The sequence below is a fragment of the Pseudoxanthomonas sp. GW835-FHT14C01 genome (genome assembly GCF_058793715.1).
This window is the reverse complement of record NZ_JBXAGB010000002.1, coordinates 788401-809807: the sequence shown is the minus strand read 5'-3', so window position 1 is coordinate 809807 and position 21407 is coordinate 788401. Positions and strand designations below refer to the sequence as shown.

The following is a 21407-nucleotide window of genomic DNA, read 5'->3' as shown; positions in this document are numbered from 1 at the left end:
ACCAGGCGAAAAAACAGCGACCTTCCGTCCAACCCCGTTTTCCGACCCCGCGCGTTCGACTCCCTGTCCCACACACACGGAGTCGCGCCATGTCGCACCGCCTGACCGTCACCCTGCTGACCGCCGCGCTGCTTGCGGCCTGCCAATCCAGTCCCACCGCCCAGTCGTCCCCCGACGCCGACGCGGCCACCGCGGCGGCAGATGCGTATGCCGCCAGCGAAGCCGCACCCGTCGCGCATCGCGAACAGGCGAGGCTCGATCGCGTGACCGTCACCGGCGCCCGGCTGCGCGGCGACCAGGCCAAAGCCGCGATGGCCACGGGCCATGCCTACGCGCCCGCATCGCCGCCGCCACCGCCCGCGCCGGTGATGAGGCAGGAATACCGCATCGCCAGCGTGGCCATGGTCCCGCAGGCGAGTCCGGCGAACACCGAGAAGTACGCCGACCGCGACGACAATCCGATTCGCCGCACGCTGGACGAGCCGGTCTCGACGTTTTCCGTCGACGTGGACACCGGCGGCTACAGCAACGTGCGCCGCATGCTGCGCGAAGGCCAACGGCCGCCGGCCGACGCCGTGCGCGCGGAGGAGTTCATCAACTACTTCCGTCATGGCCACGCCGGACCGGCCGATCGCAGCCGCCCATTCGCGGTGACCACCGAACTCGCGCCTGCGCCATGGAACGCGAAGCGCCAGCTGCTGATGGTCGGCATCAAGGGCTACGACGTACCGAAAGCGACACTGCCGCCGTCCAACCTGGTGTTCCTGCTCGACACCTCCGGCTCGATGGAATCGCCGGACAAGCTGCCGCTGCTGAAGCAGTCCTTCGCCCAGCTGGTTCCGCAACTGCGAGCCCAGGACCGCGTCAGCATCGTCGTCTACGCCGGCTCTGCAGGCCTGGTCCTGCCACCGACGCCCGGCAACCGGCACGACGAGATCCTCGCCGCTCTCGACCGCTTGCAGGCCGGCGGCAGCACCAACGGCGGCGACGGCATCCGCCTGGCCTACGCAATGGCGCAGCAGGCCTTCGTCAAGGACGGCGTGAACCGCGTGATCCTGGCGACCGACGGCGATTTCAATGTCGGCACGGTCAGCCCGGATGCACTGGAGACCCTGGTCGCCGACCAGCGCGCATCGGGCATCGCGCTGACCACGCTCGGCTTCGGCACCGGGAACTACAACGACGCGCTGGCCGAGAAGCTGGCCGATGTCGGTGATGGCAACCATGCCTACATCGACACGCTGCAAGAAGGCCGCAAGGTGCTGGTGGACGAGATGCAGTCCACGCTGTTGACCATCGCCCGCGACGTGAAGATCCAGGTGGAGTTCAATCCGGCCGTGGTGTCCGAATACCGCCTGATCGGCTACGAGAACCGTGTGCTGGCCAACGAGGACTTCGCCAACGACAAGGTCGACGCCGGCGATATCGGCGCAGGCCACGAAGTCACCGCGCTGTACGAGATCACGCCGGTCGGCAGCGGCGCGGATCGCCTGCCCGCGCTGCGCTACGGCGGCAAGCAGGTGGCGGCCGATGCGGCGACAACGGAAGTCGCGCGCGTGCGCCTGCGCTACAAGCTGCCGGGGCAGGACACCAGCCGCCTGATCGAGACGCCGATCGCCCGGACGTCGCTGACCACGCAACCCAGCGATGCCTTCCGTTTCGCCAGTGCGGTGGCGGCGTATGCGGACCTGCTGCGTGGGGGCAAGCGCATCGATGGCTGGACCTGGAACGACGTCGCACACACCGCGCGTGCCGCAACGGGGCGCGATCCGTACGGCCTGAAGGCGGAGTTCGTCGGCATGATCGAACAGGCGCACCGGTTGGTGGCGGTAGACGGCGACGCGCCCGCCATTGCCGGCGAGTGAAGCGGAGGCGGCGGGGTCCAGACATGGGCCCCGCCTCGCTCTCTTTCTTAGCAAGGGCCCTGACACCATGACAATGCGAAAGCTCGTCGTGCTTGTCGCGCTGCTCGTCCCCTCTTCGTCGTTCGCGATGAGCTGCGGGATCCGCATCGTAGTCGTCAATCACCGACCGCACGCCGTCACCGTGCAGCTGAAGAGTTTCGACGCGGGCCGGACGCTTCCGGCGCCACTACCGGAAGACTTCGGCAAGCCTGTCTACGATGGCGCCGCCGCACTGACTCTCTCGTCAGTGGAACAGGTCGATGTTCCCGCTGGCGAAACCATCAGCGTGAAATTCCGACGGATCTGCGGTGGCGACTTCTGGCTCAACTGGCGAACCGTTCCAGGCACCGGTGAGACCACGAGGTCGGGACAGTTGCAGGCTTATGACGGGCAGTCCATCGACATCCGCTAGCGCCACAGGCTGGGCGCACGCTCAAGCGGCGTCGACCACCACCGTTTCCATCTGCGCGGCGGGCCGCCCCAGCAGGTAGCCCTGGCCGAGGTGGCAGCCCAGTTCGATCAGCGCCTGGCGCTGCTCCTCGGTTTCGACGCCCTCGGCGATCGTCTCGATGCCCAGCGTGCTGGCCAGTGCCAGGATGGCGCGCACCAGTGCCAGGCTTTCCGGGCGCGCCTCGTTGCCCAGGCCCGAGACGAAGCTGCGGTCGATCTTCAGTGCCGAGATCGGGAACCGGTGCAGGTAGGACAACGCGGAGAAGCCCGTACCGAAGTCGTCCAGCTGCGCGAGGATGCCGTGCTGGCGCAACGTCCGGAGGATGCGCAGCGTGCGCGGCGCATCGTCGAGCAGCGCGACCTCGGTGATTTCAAGCCGCAGGCGCGACGGATCGGCGCCCTGCGCCTCGAACATCGCCAGCAGGCGATCGCCGAAATCGGGCGAGCGGAAATGCCGCGGCGAGACGTTGACCGAGATGTAGCCCTCGACGCCGCGCGCGATCTGCCGCACCACCTGTTCGTACAGCAGCCAGTCGACCTGTTCGATCAGGCCGCTGTGCTCGCCCAGCCCGATGAACTCCGCCGGCAGCAGCAAGCCACGCCGCTCGTGCTGCCACCGCAGCAGGGCTTCGTGGCCGATCACGCGACCGTCGTCCATGCGCCGGATAGGCTGGTAGAACGGCAGGAAATCGCGGTGGTTGATCGCCCGGCGCAGATCGGCTTCGAGGTCCAGGCTCTGCACGGCGGCTTCGCGCATCGCTTCGTCGAACATGGCGCAGCGGTCGCGCCCCTGCTCCTTGGCGCGGTACATCGCCGCATCGGCATCGCGCAGCAGTTCCTCGCCGTTGCGGTAGCGCGGATGCCACACCGCGATGCCGAGACTGGCGGACGGGAACAGTTCGCGCCCCGCCACCCACATCGGCAGTCCCAGCACGGCCAGCAGACGCTGCGCGAATTCGCGGACGTTCTCCACGCCTTCGGCGTACTCGACCAGCAGCGCGAATTCGTCGCCGCCCAAGCGCGAGACGACATCGTCGTCGCGCACGCTCATGGTGATGCGGCGCGCCACTTCCACCAGCAGTTCGTCGCCGGCGGCGTGGCCCATGCTGTCGTTCACCAGCTTGAACCGGTCCAGGTCGAGGAACAGCACCGCGAACGCCTGGCCGTCGCCATGCCGCGCCCGCTCGATGGCGGCGGACAGGCGATCGAGCAGATGCGGGCGATTCGGCAGACCGGTCAGCGCATCGTGCGTGGCCTGATGGGTCAGCTGCTGTTCGACGCGGAGGCGCTCGCCGATCTGCGAGCGCAACTGGTGGTTCGCCTCGGCAAGTTCACGCGTGCGCTCGTCGACGCGGCGTTCCAGTTCGGCATGCGCGCTGCGCAGGCGCTCCTGCGCCCGCTGGCGGTCCAGGCCGTTGCCGATGTGGTGGGCGACAAAGGTCAGCAGGTTCTGGTCGTGCGCGGTGAACTTCACCTCCTCGGAGTAGCTCTGCACGACCACGGCGCCGACCACGTCTTCGCCGCGGAACAGCGGCACGCCCAGCCAGCTGAAGGCCGGCGGCCCGTGCTGCAGCACCTTGCCGGCGCCTGCCAGCTGGCCGATCACCTCGCGGTCGGCGAGCAACGGACGCCCGGTATCGATGACGTATTCCGTCAGGCCGTTGGTCATTCGTCGCGTCTTCCGCATCGGATCGCGCTCGTCGATGGTGTACGGGAAGTTGAGGTCCTTGCCGTCGTCCGACACCAGCGCGATATAGAAATTGCGCGCATTGATCAGTTCGTCGACCACGGTGTGCACGTCGGCGTAGAACCGCTCCAGGCTCTCCGAGGTGATGGCCAGGTCGGTGATGCGGAACAGCGCGCGCTGCAGCTTCTCGGCGCGCTTGCGCTCCATGATCTCGGCCTGCAGCTCGCGGTTGGCGCGCTGCAGCTCGTGGGTACGCACCGCCACGCGGTGCTCGAGCTCGACATGGGCATGCTTGCGGTCGAGCGCGGTGAGGATGTGCTGCGCCACGTAGCCCAGCAGCGCACGGTCTTCGTCGGCATAGCTCGCGGGTGCGTCGTAGCTCTGCACCACGATCGCGCCGCAGACATGGTCGTCCCGGCGCATCGGCACGCCCAGCCAGTCCAGGCTGTCCGGACCGTGCGAGGGATCGCGCACCACGCCGAGCTTCTGCCGGATCACCGCCGACGGTCCGCGCAGCGGCTGCCCGTGGCGAAGCAGCGCGAAGGTCATGCTGTTGACCATCTCCTCTTCGCCGAACTCGCGCTCGGGCTCGGCGATGTAGGGGTCGCGCTGGTCCGCGAAGTAGAGGAAACGGACGCTGCGGCGCTGGTCGTCGTACAGCACGATGTAGCAGTTCTCCGCGTACATCAGCGAGTTCACGACCGCATGGATGCGGCGGAGCATCTCCGGCATCTCGAGGTCGGCGCCGGCCAGGTCGGCGATTTCGTACAGGGCCTGCTGCAGGCGCTTGGACTTCTCCAGCGACACCACGCGCGCCTGCGCCCGCGAGGCGTCCAGCGAGGTCACCAGCAGCGTGCGCGCCAGCACGACCCAGGACGCCTCCTCGGCCTCCGCCAGCGGCGCCGGCAGCGCCAGCGCCAGCGCGACCCGCGCATTGCCGTCGGCGTTGTCCCACGCATAGGCGCGCGATTCGGGACCGTCGTGTTCGACCACGGCTTCGGCAAGGGCATGCTCGGCGCGCCGCCGCAACGCGCCGGAGGCGCCCGGCGTGGCACCGCTGGCGTTGCCCAGCGCCCAGTCGCGCCAGCAGACGGCCAGTTCCGCGCCCTCGGGCAGCAGCCCACGCAGGACACCCGCGATCCGTTCCGCCGGGGAGGCGTCCGCGCTGGCCGGGTTGTCGGCGCTGATCGATGGCGTAGGCATGGCCTTGGTCCGACCGAGTCGGCGTGTGGTATCCGGAAGTCCCCCGCGGCGAGCATACCGCCTGCCGCCCCCTGAACGGAAACAGCCACGACAACCCCGACGCGGGCCCTCGGCCGTTTGCCGTGCAGTGCACACCTCCCACGCTCCCACCGTTTTCGTCGCCTTTGGCCCTGCTCCTCGCGACCCGTGCCGGATGAACACGGCGGGCCCGAGGCCCTGCACCAGCTTCACGAGCGCGCAGGGACCGCTTACGCTGGCGGCAGTGAACGACCTGGCTGAACCCGCCGACGAGACCCTGATGCTGGCCTACGCCGCGGGCGACGCGTCGGCGTTCGAACACCTCTACGCGCGCCACCGCGGGCCGCTGTACCGGTTCCTGCTGCGGCATCTGCGCGATGCCGCCTTGGCCGACGAGTTCTTCCAGGACACCTGGCAGCGCGTGATCGCCGCGCGCGAGGGCTGGAAACCGGAAGCGGCGTTCGGGACCTGGCTGTACCGGATCGCGCACAATCGCCTCAACGACCATTGGCGTGCGTCGAAACACCGGCCCGCGGCGCCGGTCGATGCCGACGAGCGCACGGCACGCGTGCCCGACCCGGATACGCCGGAGCGGCAACTGTCCGAGTTCGAGCAGCGCCGGCGGTTGCAACTGGCCATGGACGAGTTGCCGCCGGAGCAGCGCGAAGTACTGCTGCTGCGGCTGGAGCAGGAACTGACCCTGGAGGAGATCGGCGAGATCACCGGCGTGGGCCGGGAAACCGTGAAGTCGCGCCTGCGGTATGCGATGGACCGGTTGCGGACGAGATTGAACGAATGAGCATGCCCCACGAGCCCCTGACCCCCGAAGAGCGCGCCCTCGCGCAATCGCTGTCCCGGCTGGGACCGCACGGCGGTCCGTCGCCCGAGCTGGATGCGCGCATCCTGGGTGCGGCGCGCGTGGCCGTGCAGGGCACCCTCGCCACGGGCGGGCAGGCGCCTCCTTCGCGCCGCCGTTGGCCTATCGGCATGGGTGTGGCGGCGTCGGTGCTGCTCGCCGCCGGCGTTGCCTGGCAACTTCGTCCGATGCACGAGGTGCCGGTGGCCAGTGAGGCTCCGATGGCGTCCGAGCAGTCGCTCCCCGCCGTCATCGAAGCACCCGACAACGCCGCTGCGGACGCTGCCGCACCGGTCGCCGACATGCCGTCACCCGCACCGGCAATGCAGGAGGCTCCTGCTCCAATGGCAGCGAAAGTGCGGCCACCGTCGCCCGTCGAGCGTGCCACCACCGCATCCGGGCCCGCGCGCCAGAATGCGGAAGCCGCCGCCCGCCAGGAGCCCGTGCTGAAGCGCAGCCCGCTGTCGCTGATCCCGGTGCCGGTGCCGACCCCGCCCGCGCCCCCGGCCCCCGAAGCGCCGCAAGCCTTCCCTGCGGACGCGGATGCCTATTCGTATTCTGCGCCTGCCGCGGCGGCCGTCGCGGCGGACGTATCGGAAACGGCCATGCGCGAACAGGCGGTGCGACGCGACGCCCAGCAGGATCAGGAGCAGCAGGCCCGCTATCGCGCCGAAAGGCAGGAGGCGGCCAAGGCCGAGGACGAGCGTACGCTCGACGCCATCGCGGTGACCGGCAGTCGGGTGAAGTCGCAGGACCGCCGGGTCAGGACGCGCGAGGCCGTATCGGCGCCTGTGCCTGCCGCCGCGCCTCCTCCTCCCCCGCCTCCGGCCGCCAGCGCAGGCAGCATCCAGCCCAGCGCCGCGCGCAATGCCTTGCGTCGCACCGACCTGCAGGTGCCGGTGGATGCGGATATGCGGCTGCCGCCCGAGGAATGGCTGGACCGTATCCGCCTGCGCCGCGACCTCGGCGACGACGCCAACGCGCTGCGCAGCCTGCAGTTGTTCGTGCAGGAGCATCCGTTCCAGCGTGTGCCGGACGACCTGCGCCCGCTGCTCGGCAATCCGTGAGCGATACCCTTGCCGCGCGCACCTCGCATTCGCTGGAGGTGAAGCACAGCCGTTTCCTCACGCAGGCCGCGCCGGTCGCCAGCGCCGAGGACGCACTCGCCTTCCTGCGCGAGATCGGCGATCCGGCCGCGACCCACAACTGCTGGGCCTACCGGATCGGTCAGGAATACCGCTCCAGCGACGACGGTGAGCCTGCGGGTACCGCAGGCCGGCCGATCCTGGCCGCGATCGATGGCCAGGGCTTCGATCGGGTGATGGTGGTGGTGACCCGCTGGTATGGCGGCATCAAACTGGGGGCCGGCGGCCTGGTCCGCGCGTATGGCGCCGCCGCCGCGGAGTGCCTGCGACAGGCGCCACGGGAGCCGCTCGTCGCTTTGGCGATCGTCGAACTGACCTGCCCGTTCGACGATCTGGGCCATGTACACGCGGCGCTGGCGCTCCACAAGGCGGTGAAACAGGATGAGGGCTTCGACGAACACGGTGCCCGTTTGCGCGTGCAAGTGCCGGCGGATCGCGTCGATGCCTTGAAATCGCACCTGCGCGACGCCACCCGTAACCGGGTGCGCGTTTTGGAACCCACCTGAGCCCGACGGTGGACGGCAGGTGTTTGTGGAAGGGGCTTCCGGTATGGCGGAGGCATGGCGGCCTGGTCGGGGCTGAAGCCTCTTCCACAACCGCTTCGAAGACGGATCCCCGATGAGCACCCCAAGCGAGACCCCCGACGGCGCCGCCGCCAAACCGAAGGCCAAGCTGGGCACCCTGCGCGCCCTGTGGCCGTTCGTGCGCCAGCATGCCGGCCTGTTCACTGCCTGGCTGCTGGCGCTCGCACTGGCATCGGCGGCGACGCTGAGCCTGCCGGTCGCATTCCGCCAGATGATCGACAACGGGTTCACGGATGGCGCCAACATCAATCGCGCCTTCCTGTTCCTGTTCGTGGTGGCGGTCGTGCTGGCGCTGGCGAGCGCCGCGCGCTTCTACTTCGTGTCGTTGCTGGGCGAGAAGGTCGTCGCCGACCTGCGCGGCCAGCTCTACGGCCATCTGATCGGCCTGGACGCGGAATTCCACGACCGCACCCGCAGCGGCGAACTGGTGTCGCGCCTGTCCGCCGACAGCGAGCTGCTGCGCACGGTCGTCGCCACCAGCATGTCGGTCGCGTTGCGCAGCAGCGTCACCGTGATCGGCAGCCTGGCGATGCTCTTCGTCACCAGTCCGCGGCTGGCGGCATTCGCGTTGATCGGCATCCCGCTGGCCGTGCTGCCCATCGTGCTGGGTGCGCGCCGCCTGGAAAAGGCGTCACGCGCCAGCCAGGACCGCGTGGCCGACGCCAATACGCTGGCCAGCGAGACCCTCGGCGCCGTGCGCACGGTGCAGGCGCACGCACGCGAGCCCTACGAGCGTGGCCGCTTCGGTGCCGCCATCGCCACCGCCGTGGACACGGCACGCCGCCGCATCCGCGCGCAGGCGTGGGTCACGGCGGCGGCGATCACGTTGATCTTCGGCGCGATCACGCTGGTGTTGTGGTCGGGCGCGCACGACGTCATCGACGGCACGATGAGCGCGGGCACGCTGGGCCAGTTCGTGCTGTACGCCCTGATCGGCGGCGGCTCGGTCGGCGCACTCGCCGAAGTCTGGAACGAACTGCAGCGCGCAGCCGGCGGCATGGGCCGCATCGCCGAACTGCTGGGCGAAACGCCGGCGATCCGCGCTCCCGCGAACGCGCGCACGCTGCCTGTCCCGGTGCGGGGCGAGATCCGTTTCGACAAGGTCTCGTTCCACTACCCCTCGCGGCCCGACCTGCCCGCGCTCGACGATTTCGACCTGACCATCCATCCGGGCGAAACGGTCGCGCTGGTCGGCCCGTCCGGCGCCGGCAAGAGCACGGTGTTCTCGATGCTGCTGCGCTTCCACGATGCGCAGACCGGCAGCGTCCGCGTCGACGGCGTCGATCTGCGGGAACTGGATCCGGCCGACCTGCGCGAACACATCGCCCTGGTACCGCAGCAGCCGACGATCTTCGCCGCCAGCGCCGCCGAGAACATCCGCTACGGCAAACTCGACGCGACCGATGCCGAACTGCAGGCCGCCGCCGAAGCCGCCGAAGCCGATGACTTCATCCGCGAGCTGCCGGGCGGCTTCGGCAGCCCGCTGGGCGAGCGCGGCGCGCGCCTGTCCGGCGGCCAGCAGCAGCGCATCGCCATCGCACGCGCCCTGCTGAAGGACGCGCCGATCCTGCTGCTCGACGAAGCGACCAGCGCCCTCGACGCACAGAGCGAGCGCGCCGTACAGCAGGCACTGGAGCGCCTGATGGACGGGCGCACCACGCTGGTCATCGCGCATCGCCTGGCGACCGTGCTGAAGGCCGACCGCATCGTGGTCATGGACCGTGGCCGCATCGTCGCCCAGGGCACGCATGCGGAACTGCTGGCACAGGATGGCCTGTATGCGGAACTGGCGCGCCTGCAGTTCCTCGACTGAAGGTAATGACGGCAGGCCCGACGCGGTGACGGCCGCGCGCCGCGTGGTCTAGGATGCGGCCGTCTCCCGGCCGGAAGCCGCGCATGATCCCCGAGTCGTTGCCGCCGTTGCTGCGCGGGCTGGGCACCGCCCTGATTCTGGTGACCAGTGCGCTGGTGGTGGTGGTGGAACGCACGCCGGACGACGATGCCGTGTCACGGGCCGCGATGGCACAGCTGACGATCAAGGCGCAGGAAGCCCTGCATCACGGCGAGCGTGGCACGGATGCGCTCGCCACCGAGGTACGCCTGCTGCGCCTGCAACTGCAGGGCAACGACCTGGCCGACGACGTCTTCGAGAATCCGTGGTTCCAGTGGCTGGGCCTGCTCGGCACCGCCCTGATCTCGGCCTCGTTCTTCGCCGAGTGGCGTCTGAAGCGCGATGTGGCGCGCGCGGCCAAGGCCGCGGCGCCTGAGAGCCCCTGAGGACTTACGCCACCGCGTCGGCCTGCACCAGCGACGGCAGACGGCGCGGCCGGCTCGGGAACGCATGCCGCACGATCCGCCAGCACACCTGCCCGAACTGGGTCAGCAGCGTGCCCGTGTTGTAGTGCTGGCCGTAGCGCGCGCAGATGGCGCGCACTTCCTTCGCCATCTCGGCGTAGCGATTGGCCGGCACGTCGGGGAAGAAGTGGTGTTCGATCTGGTGGCTCAGGTTGCCCGACATGACGTTCATCAGGAACCCGCCGCGCAGGTTGGACGAGCCGCGCAGCTGGCGCAGGTACCAGTGGCCGCGCGATTCGTTCTTGATGCATTCCTTCGGGAACGTCTCCGCATTCGCGGTGAAGTGGCCGCAGAAGATGATCACGTAGGTCCACACGTTGCGCAGGCCGTTGGCGACCATGTTGCCCAGCAGCACCGGCAGGAAGAACGGACCGGCCAGCGCCGGATAGATCACGTAGTCCTTCGCCAGCTGCTTGCCCATCTTGCGCACGACCGGCGCGGACTTGCGGCGCAGCTGCTTGTTGGTCATCTTGCCGCTCCACCAGCGGCCCAGCTTCAGGTCCTGGATGGCGATGCCCCACTGGAACAGCAGCGCGAACACCACCGCGACGAACGGCTGCACCAGGTAGAACGGCCGCCATTTCTGCTCGGGGAAGATGCGCAGCAGACCGTAGCCGATGTCGTCGTCCAGCCCGCGCACGTTGGTGTAGGTGTGGTGGCGGAAATTGTGCGTGTGCCGCCAGTTGTCGCTGGTCGCGACGATGTCCCAGTCGTAGGTCTTGCCGTTGAGCTGCGGGTCGCCCATCCAGTCGTATTGGCCGTGGATGACGTTGTGGCCCAGCTCCATGTTGTCCAGGATCTTGCCCAGGCCCAGCGAGAACGCGCCCAGTGCCCACAGCACCCAGAACAACCAGCCCACGGCGCTGTCGGCCAGCCACAGGCCACCGGCCACGGCCGCGGCGAACAGCAACACGCGCCCGGTCAGGTTGGCGTAGCGCACCGCCTTCACCACGTTTCGGATGTAACGCGCGTCGCGGGCGCCCAGCGTCGCCACGGTGCGCGCACGCAGCGCGTCCAGTTCTTCGCCGAAACGGTCGAGTTCGGCGGCGGTGAGCTTGCGGTTGCGGGAGGAGGCCATCAGAGATCCAGCTCGAGGTCGGTGGCGGCGCTGTGGATGCACAGCTTCAGCGCCTGGGTGGGTTCGTGCGCAAGCTCACCACTGGGCAGGTGGCGGGTGCTGCCGGCGGACTTGCCGCAGGCGCAGGTATTGCAAATGCCCATCCGGCAGCCGGAGGGCGGCTTCAGGCCCTGCGCTTCCAGCGCGTCCAGCAGTGAAGTACCCCGCGCCACGCGCAGCGTGCGTCCGCTGCGTTGCAGGCGGATGTCGACCTCGCCCTCGTCCACTACCGTCACCGGCGGCGCGGTGAAGGCTTCGGCCCGGAAGGCGGCGACGCGCGAAGCCAGCAGGCCGCGCGCGGTTTCGACGAATCCGCCCGGACCGCAGGCCATCACCTGTTGCGCGGCCAGGTCGCCGGCATGCGCGGCCAGCAACGAGTCGTCGAGGCGGCCTTCGGCCTCGTCGGCGGCCGATGCGGCATCACGCGTCAACAACAGGCGCAGGCGGAAGCGGGGATGTTCGGCGGCCAGTGCGCGCAACTCGTCGAGGAAGCAGGCTTCTTCGCGGCGACGCACCCAGTACAGCAGGGTCAGGTCGGCGTGCATGCCCTGCCCGGCCAGCTCGCGCACCAGCGCCATCAGCGGAGTGATGCCGCTGCCGGCGGCCAGCAGAAGGAAGGCGTCGTTGGACAACGCAGGTAGCGTCATCTCGCCGAAGGCCTGGCCCAGCTCGACGATGTCGCCGATGCGGGCATCCTGGCACAGGTGGCGGCTTACCTTGCCGCCCTCGATCGCCTTGACCGTGATCGGCAGCAGGCCGTCCGCACGCGGCGGCTCGGTCAGGCTGTAGCTGCGGGTGATGCGGACGCCGTCGACATCCACGCCGAGGTTGACGTGCTGGCCGGCGCGGTGGCCGTGCCAGTGGCGATTGGGCTTGAACAGCAAGGTCACGGCATCGGCCGAGGCGACTTCGCGCCCGACGAGCCGTGCCAGCGGCCGTTCCCAGGTCCAGGTGCGGTGGAAACGGGTGGCCCAGAAATCGAAGATGTCCGGCTTCACCAACGGCCGGATCAGGCGTTTCAGGGGACCGGGCCGGCGGGAGGTCGGACGGATCTGGGCGTTCATGGCCTCACTATACCGTCGTGAAGACGCCTGTGTATACACTTGTATATTAATTTACAAGGCTATGATGCCCCTACCACTCCGTATGCCCGGCCCCTTCGCGTGATTCCGAACCCGCAACCGCAGCTCCAGGACGACCACGGCCCCGGCCGCAAGGCGTCCATTTCGCGCGAAGACCTGATGGCGGCCGCGCTGAAGCTGGTCGGTCCCCACCGCAGCGTCTCCACCTTGAGCCTGCGCGAGGTGGCCCGCGAGGCCGGGATCGCGCCCAACAGCTTCTACCGCCAGTTCCGCGACATGGACGAACTGGCGGTGGCGCTGATCGATCTGGCGGGCCGCTCGCTGCGCAAGATCATCGGCGAGGCGAGGCACCGCGCGACCAGCAGCGACCGCAGCGTGGTGCGCGGGTCGGTGGAGGCGTTCATGGAGCAGCTGCGCGCCGACGACAAGCTGCTGCACGTACTGCTGCGCGAGGGCAACGTCGGCTCGGACGCCTTCAAGCATGCGGTGGAGCGCGAACTGCAGTTCTTCGAGGAAGAACTCTGCATCGACCTGATCCGGCTGGCCGCGCGCGACAACGCGCCGCTGTACGAACCCGCGCTGGTCTCCAAGGCGATCACCCGCCTGGTCTTCGCGATGGGCGCCACGGCGATGGACCTGCCACCGGAGAAGGACCCGGAACTGATCGAACAGCTTTCGGAAATGGTCCGCCTGATCATCACCGGTTCGCGCGCCCTCTCGCGCGGCGGGGCCCGCTGAGCGGCGACGCCCTCAGGGCGTGATACGGATCGGTGTGCCGACCGGCGCGCGCTGCCAAATGGCCTCCATCTCCGTGTTCGTCACCGCAATGCAGCCCTCCGTCCAGTCTGCCTGCGAACCGGGTGGCGTCGCGCCATGGATCATGATGTCGCCGCCGGGATCGACGCCGCGTGCGACCGCCTGCCGGCGATCCGCCTCGTTCGGATAGGACACGCGCAGCGACAGATGGAAGCGGCTGCGCGCGTTGCGGTAGGTGATGCGGTAGTCGCCTTCGGGCGTGCGCTGGTCGCCCTGCTGCCGTTTGTGCCCGACCGGCGCGCCTCCCAGGGCGATGCGGTACGTCGCGATGACGCGTCCGTCGCGCAGCAGCTCCATCCTCCGCTGCGCCTTGTAGACGTGGATCGCGTCCGCCTGCTGCGGGGTCGGCAGCAACGGCGGCGGCCACGGGTCTCGTTCACGCGCCTGCGATGACAGGCCAAGGGCTGCGAGCAGCATGACCGGCCAGCGCCAGGCCCTCATGCCGGCAGCGCCCGGGACAACAGCGGCTCAGCATCCGCGTCGTCGGGCAACGTGCCGAACGCGAGTCCGTGCGCGCCGCCGAGCCGGCTACGCACGAACAGCGTCGCCGCCGGACTGCCGGCACGCAGCAGCACGGCCGCCTGCAGCGCCAACGCCAGTCGTTCGACGAGCATGCGGGCGCCGGCCTCGCTTGCCACTGCCAGGTCGGTCCGAAGGCGGTCGACGAACGCGTCGTAGACCGCGTCGCTGCCCGAAGCGGACGCGAGTTCCGCAGCGATCGCTTCGCGCGTGCCGGCCTCGCGCGACAACGCCCGCAGCACATCCAGGCACTGGATGTTGCCGCTGCCTTCCCAGATCGAATTCAGCGGTGCCTGCCGGTACAGGCGCGGCAGGATCGATTCCTCCACATAGCCCGCGCCACCCAGGCATTCCTGCGCTTCGTTGACGAACGCGGGCGCACGCTTGCAGATCCAGTACTTGCCCACTGCGGTAGCGACGCGTGCCAGTGCCGCCTCGTGCGGAGCCTGGGGCGCCGTATCGACCGCCCGTGCCACGCGCAGTGCGAAGGCGGTGGCGGCCTCGGATTCCAGCGCAAGGTCGACCAGCACGTTGCGCATCAACGCGTGCTCGACCAGGGGCTTTCCGAACGTGGCGCGGTGGCGTGCGTGGTGCAGCGCCTGCGCCAATGCCATCCGCATCTCGGCCGCGGCGCCCAGCATGCAGTCCAGCCGCGTCAGCATCACCATCTCGATGATGGTCGCCACGCCCCGCCCTTCCTCACCGACACGCCAGGCGCGCGCGCCGGCGAACTCGACTTCGCTGGATGCGTTCGCCCAGTCGCCCAGCTTGTCCTTCAGCCGCATCAGGCGGAACGCGTTCTTGCCACCATCGTCCAGCCGACGCGGCATCAGGAAGCAGGTCAGGCCGCCTTCGGCCTGCGCCAGCACCAGGAAACCGTCGCACATCGGCGCAGAGAAAAACCACTTGTGCCCGACCAGTGCGTACATGCCATCGCCCGCCGGTGTCGCCGTGGTCGCATTCGCGCGCACGTCGGAGCCGCCCTGCTTCTCGGTCATGCCCATGCCCAGCGTGATGCCGGCCTTGCCTGCGATGGGCACGTCGCGCGGATCGTAGTGCGGCGCGACCGCCTTGGCCGCCCACGTACGCAGTCCGGGTTCGCGCTGCAGGACCGGCACCGCGGCATGCGTCATCGTCAGCGGGCAGCTGGTGCCCGCCTCGGCCTGGTGATGCAGGTAGCTGAGCGCCGCGCGCGCGACATGCGCGCCGGGGACGGGCTCGTGCCACGACAGGCCGGCGACGCCATGCGTCTTCGCCACCTCCATCATCCGGTGATAGGCGGGATGGAACTCGACCAGGTCGATGCGCTGCCCGGTGCGGTCATGCGTCCGCAGGCGCGGACGATCACGGTTGGCGTCGAAGCCAAGGCGATAGAGCTCATCGCCGGCCAACGTGCCGTAGGCTGCAAGCCTTGCAGCAAACGCCGCTGCGCCTTCACGCACCGAGCCTTCGCGCAGGACTACGTCGTCCGCCCACAGATCGCGCGGCTCGAACGGCGGCGGCTGGTTCTCCACGCGATGCGTTTCGAACGGAGGAAGGTCATCCATCACCGGCTCCCACGGCGGGTTGTCGCCGTCGATTGTGCCCGATGATGCAGGGAGAGCCCGATACCGGGATTGCCCTGAACAATGCGCCGTGGCTTGTCGTTCCCGCGAAGGCGGAACCACCGCCTCGGTGTTTCAACGACCGGAGGTCGCTGGATCCCTGCCTGCGCCGGGATGACGGCCATGGGCCGGATCGTTCTGCAATGCCGCAAGGAAGCCGGGTTTCAGCTTCAATGTCCCGAAGAAACCATGTTGAGTGCCGCTCAGCACCCGCAGCATGTGTCCCCGCCCACCCGGCAGGCGGCCCGCCGGCAGGAACGCGACATCGCGCGCATGGGCGATCCAATCGAGATCGGACTGGAAGATCGGCGTCAGCCAGCGGCTCCAGAACTGGTAGACGCCGACATGGGCCTGCCGCTCGCGCTGGTAGGCGTACAACGCCGCGGAGATGTCCTGTTGCGTACGCAAGGCGTCGCGCAGGGCCAGCGCATCCATCAGCGCCATGTTGACGCCCTGGCCCAGCTGCGGACTCATGCCGTGCGCCGCATCGCCCAGCACGACCAGGCGATCGCGGTGCCACTGTCGAAGGGTGACGTCGCGGTAGCTGGCGCGCGCCAGTTGGTCCGCATCGAGCGTATCTGCCAAGCAGGCCTCGGCATCGGGCCACAGGTCGGCGACGTCCTTGCGCCATGCCGGTAGGCCACGTGTCCGCCACGCATCGAAGTCGGCGATCGGCAGGCTCCAGAAGAAACTCAGCCGCGGCGTGTCGTCGCCCGGCCGCGTGCCCACCGGCAGCAGCCCGATCATCTTGCGCGCGGCCACATAGCGCTGGCGCAGTTCGTCGCCCCATGCCCAGTCGCCCTGCGGTACCAGCCGCCATAGCGCGCCCCAGGGATAGACGGTCTCGCGCTTCACCGCCCCGGTGGCGCCGCGCAGCTTCGATGCCGATCCATCCGCCGCGATCACCAGGTCGAACGGGCCATGCCAGCGGCCGTGCCGGTCGCGGATGCGGCGGGTGTCGTCGCTGACTTCTTCGATCGCATGGCCGCGATGCACTTCGCCGTGCTCGGCCCACGCTTCCGCCAGCAGCCAGAACAGCGCGCCGCGCTGCATGCCCAGGCCGAACAGCCGTGCATCGAGCCCCGCATAACGCATGTCCATCACTGCGCGGCCGCATGGCGTCTCGCCGTACAGGCGATTCACGCGCCGGCCGTGCGCCATCGCGTCCTTCAGCAGCCCCAGTTCCCACAGCACCTGCAACCCGGTCGGCTGCAGCAGGAAGCCGGCGCCCACGGGTCCGAGTTCCGGCGCGCGCTCGAACACCTCCACCCGGTGTCCGTCGCGCGCCAGCAGCAACGCGGCTGCCTGGCCGGCGGTGCCGTAGCCGATGATCGCGATGTGCTGGGCATCCATGGCGCGCGGCCATCCTTCGTCGTGCGGTAAACCGGTGCAGCGGAAACGGCAGGCGTTAAAAAACCCCGCCGAAGCGGGGTTCAAGAAAATCGTCTTGGATCAGGCTGCCGGCGTGATGTTGGACGCCTGTGCACCCTTCGGGCCCTGGGTCAGCTCGTAACTGACGCGCTGGCCTTCCTGCAGGCTGCGGAAGCCCTTGCTGTTGATGGCGGTGTGGTGCGCAAAGACATCGGCGCTGCCATCTTCTGGCGCGATGAATCCGAAGCCCTTGGCATCGTTGAACCATTTCACGGTACCGTACGGCATAGCGCTTGTATTTCCTTTTCTGGATGCGGGTGGAATGTGTGGCGTGACGTCACACCCGCCGAGTATGCAAAGCTCTGCGCGTGTTGACAATCACCCTCGCGCCAGCGCGGCCACCAGGGCGGGGATCCCGGCGGACGCGGCGGCCACGTTGGCCAGGACCTCGTCCATGGTGATCTCCTCATCCGTGCCGCAGCCTGCTGCCCAGTTCGCGACGATGGCGAGGCAGGCGTATTCCAGGCCCATTTCCCGCGCCAGCCCCGCTTCCGGCATGCCGGTCATGCCGACCAGATCGCAGCCGTCCCGGCGCATCCGGCGGATCTCCGCGCGCGTCTCCAGGCGCGGCCCCTGCGTGGCGCCGTAGCAGCCACCGTCGAGCACGTCGACGTTCGCCTCGCGGGCCGCCGCGAGGATCCGTTGACGAAGTAAATGCGTGTACGGATCGCCGAAGTCGACATGCAGCACCTCGCTGCCCGGCTCTTCGCAGATCGTGGCGATGCGGCCCCACGTGTAATCGATCAACTGGTCCGGGCAGGCCAGCACGCGCGGGCCGCAAGCCTCGGTGATGCCGCCCACCGTGTTGAGCGCCAGCACGCGGGTCGCGCCGAGGTCCTTCAACGCCTGCAGGTTGGCGCGGTAGTTGACCAGGTGCGGTGGTACCGAATGGCCTTCGCCATGGCGCGCGAGGAAGGCCACGCGCCGTCCACCCAGCGTGCCGATGCGGACCGGACCCGACGGCGCACCGAAGCGCGTGTCCAGTTCGCGGGTCTCGACATCCTGCAGGTCGGCGAGCTTGTAGACGCCGGTACCGCCGATGACGGCGAGCGCGAGGTCGGCCATGCTCATTCCTTCAATGCGTAGATACCCGGCAGGTTGCGACCCTGCTCGTGGTAGTCCATGCCGAAGCCGAACACGTAGCGGTCCGCGACTTCCAGGCCCACGTAGTCCGCGCAGATGCCCTCCACGCAGCGGTCGTGCTGCTTGGTGGTCAGCGCGGCGATGCGCACGTCGGTGGCGCCCTGCTCCAGGCACCATTGCTTGACCGCCAGCAGCGTGTGGCCTTCGTCGAGGATGTCGTCCACCAGCAGCACGCGGCGGCCGTACAGCGCGGTCGCGGGCCGGTGCTTCCACACCAGTTCGCCGCCCGTGGTCTCGCCGCGATAGCGGGTGGCGTGCAGGTAGTCGAATTCCAGGTCCAGCCCCAGCGCGCCCAGTTCGAGCGACAGCTGTCCGGCGAACGGCAGCGCGCCGTGCATGATGGTCAGGTAGACCGGCACTTCACCGGCATAATCGCGCGCGATGGGCGCGGCCATCTGCACGATGGCACGATCGATCGTCGCACGGTCGACCAGCAGGTCGGCATTGGCCAGTGCATCGGCCAGCTTCGGTCGCGGATTGCCCAGCGATTCCATCACACCACTCCCTTCAGGTTTTCGATCACGTCGGCCTGGGCGCTGCCGTAGCGGGCGTCGGCGATCAGGCCGTCCCATCCCAGCGCACCGCGACCCAGTACGCCGAGCACGGCGGCGGTATTCAGCGCACGGCCTTCGACCGCCTTCAACGACTCGTCCACCAGCTTCGGCGAGCACACCAGCACCACGTCGCAGCCGGCATCCAGGTGGTCGTGGATGCGCTGCTTCACGCCGCCGGCGGAAAACGCCGCGGCCATGCCGATGTCGTCGGAGAACACCACGCCCCGGAAGCCCATCTCGTCGCGCAGGATCTTCTGGATCCAGAACGGGGAGTAGCCCGCCGGCTCCGGTGCGACGGCCGGGTACTTCACGTGCCCCATCATCACCGCATCGGCCTTGGCCTCGATGCCGGCGACGAACGGGACCAGATCCTCGGCGCGCAATACGTCGAGCGGTCGCGGATCGACGGCGTCGTCGAAATGCGTATCCTCCAGCACGGTGCCGTGGCCGGGGAAATGCTTCAGCGTGGCGGCCATGCCGGCGCCGTGCATGCCCCGCACATAGGCGCGTGTGAACTCGGCGACGATCTGCGGGTCAGCGTCGAACGCACGGTTGCCGATGGCGCGGTTGCCGCGCGCCAGATCCACGACCGGCGCGAAGCTCAGGTCCACGCCGCTGGCGATGATCTCGCTGGCCATCAGCCAGGCATGCTCCTCGGCGCGCTGCAGTGCGGCCTGCGGATCCTGTGCGTACAGCTTGCCGAACACGTCCAGCGCCGGCAGGTCGCTGTAGCCGTCGCGGAAGCGCTGCACACGACCGCCTTCCTGGTCCACGCAGACCAGCTGCGGGCGCGGCGCCGCGGCGCGGATGGCCTGCGACAGTTCCGCCACCTGCGCGCGCGAGGCGAAGTTGCGGGTGAACAGGATGACGCCGGCGACGGCGTCGTGCTGCAGCCAGTCGCGCTCCTGCGCGGTGAGTTCGGTGCCGGCGATGCCGATGACGAGCATTTCGGAAAGTCCTCAGGGAATGTCGGTGGCGGCGCGTTCGTCGTCCGACCACTGCGTGTACGGCCGCGACGCCAGGGCCAGATTGTAATAGCGGGCGGCGTCGGTGACCTGCTTGCCGGCCCAGGCCGGTTTCACGAAGTCTTCATCGGCACGGTCCAGTTCGATTTCCGCCACCACCAGGCCGGCGTTGTCGCCCAGGAACTCGTCCACCTCCCACAGATGGCCTTCGTGTCGTACGTAATGGCGTCGCTTGTCGATCACGCCCCCCACGCACAGCGCCAGCAGCGCACGCGCATCGGCGACCGGGATCGCATAGTCGAATTCCTGCCGGGTGGCCCCCAACTCGCGCGACTTCAGGTTGAGGAAGGCCGTGTCGCCCTGGATGCGCACGCGCACCGACGCCTTCTGTTCGCCACGATCCATCGCGCCCATGTCGTTGATGTAACCCTGCGCCATCGCCACGACCTCGTGCGCGGTTTCGCGCCAGGCATCGCCGTGGACCAGGAATTTGCGTTCGATCTCGATGCCCATCAGCGTTTCTCGAACAGCGCGATGGACTCGACGTGCGCCGTGTGCGGGAACATGTCCATGGCGCCCGCCGACACCAGCGTGTAACCCTGCTCGTTGACCAGGTAGCCTGCATCGCGTGCCAGCGAACCGGGATGGCAGCTCACGTAGACGATGCGATCGAACTGTTTCAGCGGCAGCTGCTGCAGCACCTCGATGGCGCCGGAGCGCGGCGGGTCCAGCAGCAGCTTGTCGAAGCCCTGCCGCATCCATGTCGTGCCACGCTGGTCCTGGGTCAGGTCGGCGGCGTGGAACTGCGCATTCGACAGGGCGTTCCGCTCCACGTTCTCGCGCGCACGCGCCACCAGCCCGGCATCGCCTTCCACGCCGACCACTTCGCCCACCAGGCGCGCCAACGGCAGGGTGAAATTGCCCAGGCCGCAGAACAGGTCCAGCACGCGATCCTGCGGTTGCGGAGCCAGCAGCTCGAAGGTACGCGCGATCATCTTCTCGTTGAGCGCGGCGTTGACCTGGATGAAGTCCAGCGGACGGAACGTCAGCGACACGTCCCACGGCACCAGCGCGAACGCCAGGTGCGGCGCCTCCGGCCACAGCGGATGCACGCTTTCCAGCCCGCCAGGCTGCAGGAACACGGCAAAACGGCTGACCTGACCGAACGCGACCAGCTTTTCGCGATCACCCTCGCTCAATGGCTGAAGGTGGCGGAACACCAGCGCGATGCCGTTGAAGTCGGCGCTCGCATCACCCGCAATGAATTCGATCTGCGGGATGTGTTCGCGCGCGTCCAGGCTTTCGACCAGGGCGGCGAGATCGGAAACCCTGTTTCCGATGTCGGGGATGACGGTATGGCACTCGGACAGGTCAGCGACGAAGCGCGGATCCTGTTCGCGGAAACCGACCAGCGTCCTGTCCTTCTTGTTGACCCGTCGCACCGAAAAGCGACCCTTGCGACGGTAGCCCCAGCTGGCCCCGGTCAGCGGCGGCAGCACGGCCTTCGGCGTCACGTGGCCGATGCGCTCCAGGTTCTCCAGCAGCACGCGCTGCTTGGCTTCGATCTGCCGGGTTTCGTCCAGGTGCTGCAACACGCAGCCGCCACAGGTGCCGAAGTGCGGGCAGCGCGGCGTGACGCGGTCGGGCGAGGCCTCCAGCAGGTCCAGCGTCCTGGCTTCGTCGAAATGGCGGTTCTTGGCCGTCTGTTCGGCCATCACGCGCTCGCCCGGCAGCGCGCCGGACACGAACACCGCCTTCCCGTCGCGGCGGGCGACGCCGCGGCCGTCGTGGGTCAGATCGGTGATGGTGGCTTCGAAGGGGGTCTTGTCGATGCGGGGGGAGCGGGTACGTGCCACGTGGCGTCAGGCTGCGTGTGTTCGGCGGGGGCGGCATTGTCGCATGGCCGCCCGCCACGCCCGCCGGGGCTAAGATGAGGCCAGTCCGCACGAAGCCCGAGCATGCCCCTCGCCCCCG

The 21407-nt window shown here is 68.8% G+C and carries 20 protein-coding genes; 8 read left to right on the top strand and 12 right to left on the bottom strand.

Annotated elements, in window-relative coordinates:
• Window positions 1–89: 89 nt before the first annotated feature.
• Complete coding sequence (locus AC1Q5B_RS10630; protein ID WP_492631631.1) at window positions 90–1865, top strand: vWA domain-containing protein; 1776 nt, start codon at window positions 90–92, stop codon at window positions 1863–1865.
• A 73-nt stretch (window positions 1866–1938) separates the two neighbouring features.
• Window positions 1939–2316 carry a hypothetical protein gene (locus tag AC1Q5B_RS10625; RefSeq protein ID WP_492631630.1) on the top strand — a complete coding sequence of 126 codons (378 nt, stop codon included), beginning with the start codon at window positions 1939–1941 and terminating at the stop codon, window positions 2314–2316.
• 21 nt (window positions 2317–2337) lie between these two features.
• On the opposite strand, the gene AC1Q5B_RS10620 is transcribed toward AC1Q5B_RS10625, so the two are convergent.
• Window positions 2338–5244 (bottom strand): putative bifunctional diguanylate cyclase/phosphodiesterase, encoded by a 2907-nt coding sequence (locus AC1Q5B_RS10620; protein ID WP_492631629.1) that lies wholly within the window; start codon window positions 5242–5244, stop codon window positions 2338–2340.
• A 262-nt stretch (window positions 5245–5506) separates the two neighbouring features.
• Between AC1Q5B_RS10620 and AC1Q5B_RS10615 the strand changes: the two genes are divergently transcribed.
• From AC1Q5B_RS10615 to AC1Q5B_RS10595, 5 genes are all read left to right on the top strand, one after another.
• Window positions 5507–6061 (top strand): RNA polymerase sigma factor, encoded by a 555-nt coding sequence (locus AC1Q5B_RS10615; protein ID WP_492631628.1) that lies wholly within the window; start codon window positions 5507–5509, stop codon window positions 6059–6061.
• Between the two features lie 2 nt (window positions 6062–6063).
• On the top strand, window positions 6064–7185 hold the full coding sequence (locus AC1Q5B_RS10610) for a hypothetical protein (RefSeq protein ID WP_492631627.1): 1122 nt from the start codon (window positions 6064–6066) through the stop codon (window positions 7183–7185).
• Window positions 7182–7769: an IMPACT family protein gene (locus AC1Q5B_RS10605; RefSeq protein ID WP_492631626.1), complete on the top strand. Its 588-nt coding sequence runs from the start codon at window positions 7182–7184 to the stop codon at window positions 7767–7769. Before AC1Q5B_RS10610 ends, AC1Q5B_RS10605 begins: the two co-directional genes overlap by 4 nt.
• 112 nt (window positions 7770–7881) lie before the next feature.
• The gene (locus AC1Q5B_RS10600) at window positions 7882–9660 is read left to right on the top strand and encodes an ABC transporter transmembrane domain-containing protein (RefSeq protein ID WP_492631625.1); all 1779 of its coding nucleotides are present in this window, start codon (window positions 7882–7884) and stop codon (window positions 9658–9660) included.
• An 83-nt stretch (window positions 9661–9743) separates the two neighbouring features.
• Complete coding sequence (locus AC1Q5B_RS10595) at window positions 9744–10124, top strand: hypothetical protein (RefSeq protein WP_492631624.1); 381 nt, start codon at window positions 9744–9746, stop codon at window positions 10122–10124.
• Between the two features lie 4 nt (window positions 10125–10128).
• Here the strand turns inward: AC1Q5B_RS10595 and AC1Q5B_RS10590 are convergent, their stop codons facing one another.
• Both AC1Q5B_RS10590 and AC1Q5B_RS10585 read right to left on the bottom strand, forming a co-directional pair.
• Entirely contained in the window at window positions 10129–11280 is a 1152-nt protein-coding gene (locus AC1Q5B_RS10590) for a fatty acid desaturase family protein (RefSeq protein WP_492631623.1), read from the bottom strand.
• Window positions 11280–12383 (bottom strand): ferredoxin reductase, encoded by a 1104-nt coding sequence (locus AC1Q5B_RS10585; protein ID WP_492631622.1) that lies wholly within the window; start codon window positions 12381–12383, stop codon window positions 11280–11282. The genes AC1Q5B_RS10590 and AC1Q5B_RS10585 overlap by 1 nt, the downstream gene beginning before the upstream one ends.
• A gap of 102 nt (window positions 12384–12485) precedes the next feature.
• Here AC1Q5B_RS10585 and fabR point away from each other — a divergent pair, with 102 nt between their 5' ends.
• Window positions 12486–13139, top strand: coding sequence for an HTH-type transcriptional repressor FabR (gene fabR / locus AC1Q5B_RS10580; RefSeq protein WP_249720267.1), 654 nt, complete (start codon window positions 12486–12488; stop codon window positions 13137–13139).
• Between the two features lie 12 nt (window positions 13140–13151).
• Here fabR and AC1Q5B_RS10575 read toward each other — a convergent pair whose 3' ends face one another.
• The 9 genes from AC1Q5B_RS10575 to rlmD all read right to left on the bottom strand — a co-directional run bounded on the left by AC1Q5B_RS10575 (window position 13152) and on the right by rlmD (window position 21289).
• The gene (locus AC1Q5B_RS10575; protein ID WP_492631621.1) at window positions 13152–13658 is read right to left on the bottom strand and encodes a L,D-transpeptidase family protein; all 507 of its coding nucleotides are present in this window, start codon (window positions 13656–13658) and stop codon (window positions 13152–13154) included.
• Entirely contained in the window at window positions 13655–15283 is a 1629-nt protein-coding gene (locus AC1Q5B_RS10570) for an acyl-CoA dehydrogenase family protein (RefSeq protein ID WP_492631620.1), read from the bottom strand. Before AC1Q5B_RS10570 ends, AC1Q5B_RS10575 begins: the two co-directional genes overlap by 4 nt.
• A gap of 132 nt (window positions 15284–15415) precedes the next feature.
• Window positions 15416–16693 (bottom strand): FAD-dependent oxidoreductase, encoded by a 1278-nt coding sequence (locus AC1Q5B_RS10565; protein ID WP_492631619.1) that lies wholly within the window; start codon window positions 16691–16693, stop codon window positions 15416–15418.
• 99 nt (window positions 16694–16792) lie between these two features.
• On the bottom strand, window positions 16793–16999 hold the full coding sequence (locus AC1Q5B_RS10560) for a cold-shock protein (protein ID WP_055942196.1): 207 nt from the start codon (window positions 16997–16999) through the stop codon (window positions 16793–16795).
• Window positions 17000–17089: 90 nt separating this feature from the next.
• On the bottom strand, window positions 17090–17836 hold the full coding sequence (locus AC1Q5B_RS10555) for an S-methyl-5'-thioinosine phosphorylase (protein WP_492631618.1): 747 nt from the start codon (window positions 17834–17836) through the stop codon (window positions 17090–17092).
• A 2-nt stretch (window positions 17837–17838) separates the two neighbouring features.
• Entirely contained in the window at window positions 17839–18408 is a 570-nt protein-coding gene (locus tag AC1Q5B_RS10550) for a hypoxanthine-guanine phosphoribosyltransferase (protein WP_492631617.1), read from the bottom strand.
• A complete protein-coding gene (gene nagZ / locus AC1Q5B_RS10545; protein WP_492631616.1) occupies window positions 18408–19415 on the bottom strand; it encodes a beta-N-acetylhexosaminidase in 1008 nt (335 codons plus the stop codon). The genes AC1Q5B_RS10550 and nagZ overlap by 1 nt, the downstream gene beginning before the upstream one ends.
• 12 nt (window positions 19416–19427) lie before the next feature.
• Window positions 19428–19946 (bottom strand): CYTH domain-containing protein, encoded by a 519-nt coding sequence (locus AC1Q5B_RS10540; protein WP_492631615.1) that lies wholly within the window; start codon window positions 19944–19946, stop codon window positions 19428–19430.
• On the bottom strand, window positions 19946–21289 hold the full coding sequence (gene rlmD / locus AC1Q5B_RS10535) for a 23S rRNA (uracil(1939)-C(5))-methyltransferase RlmD (RefSeq protein ID WP_492631614.1): 1344 nt from the start codon (window positions 21287–21289) through the stop codon (window positions 19946–19948). The genes AC1Q5B_RS10540 and rlmD overlap by 1 nt, the downstream gene beginning before the upstream one ends.
• Window positions 21290–21407: the final 118 nt, after the last annotated feature.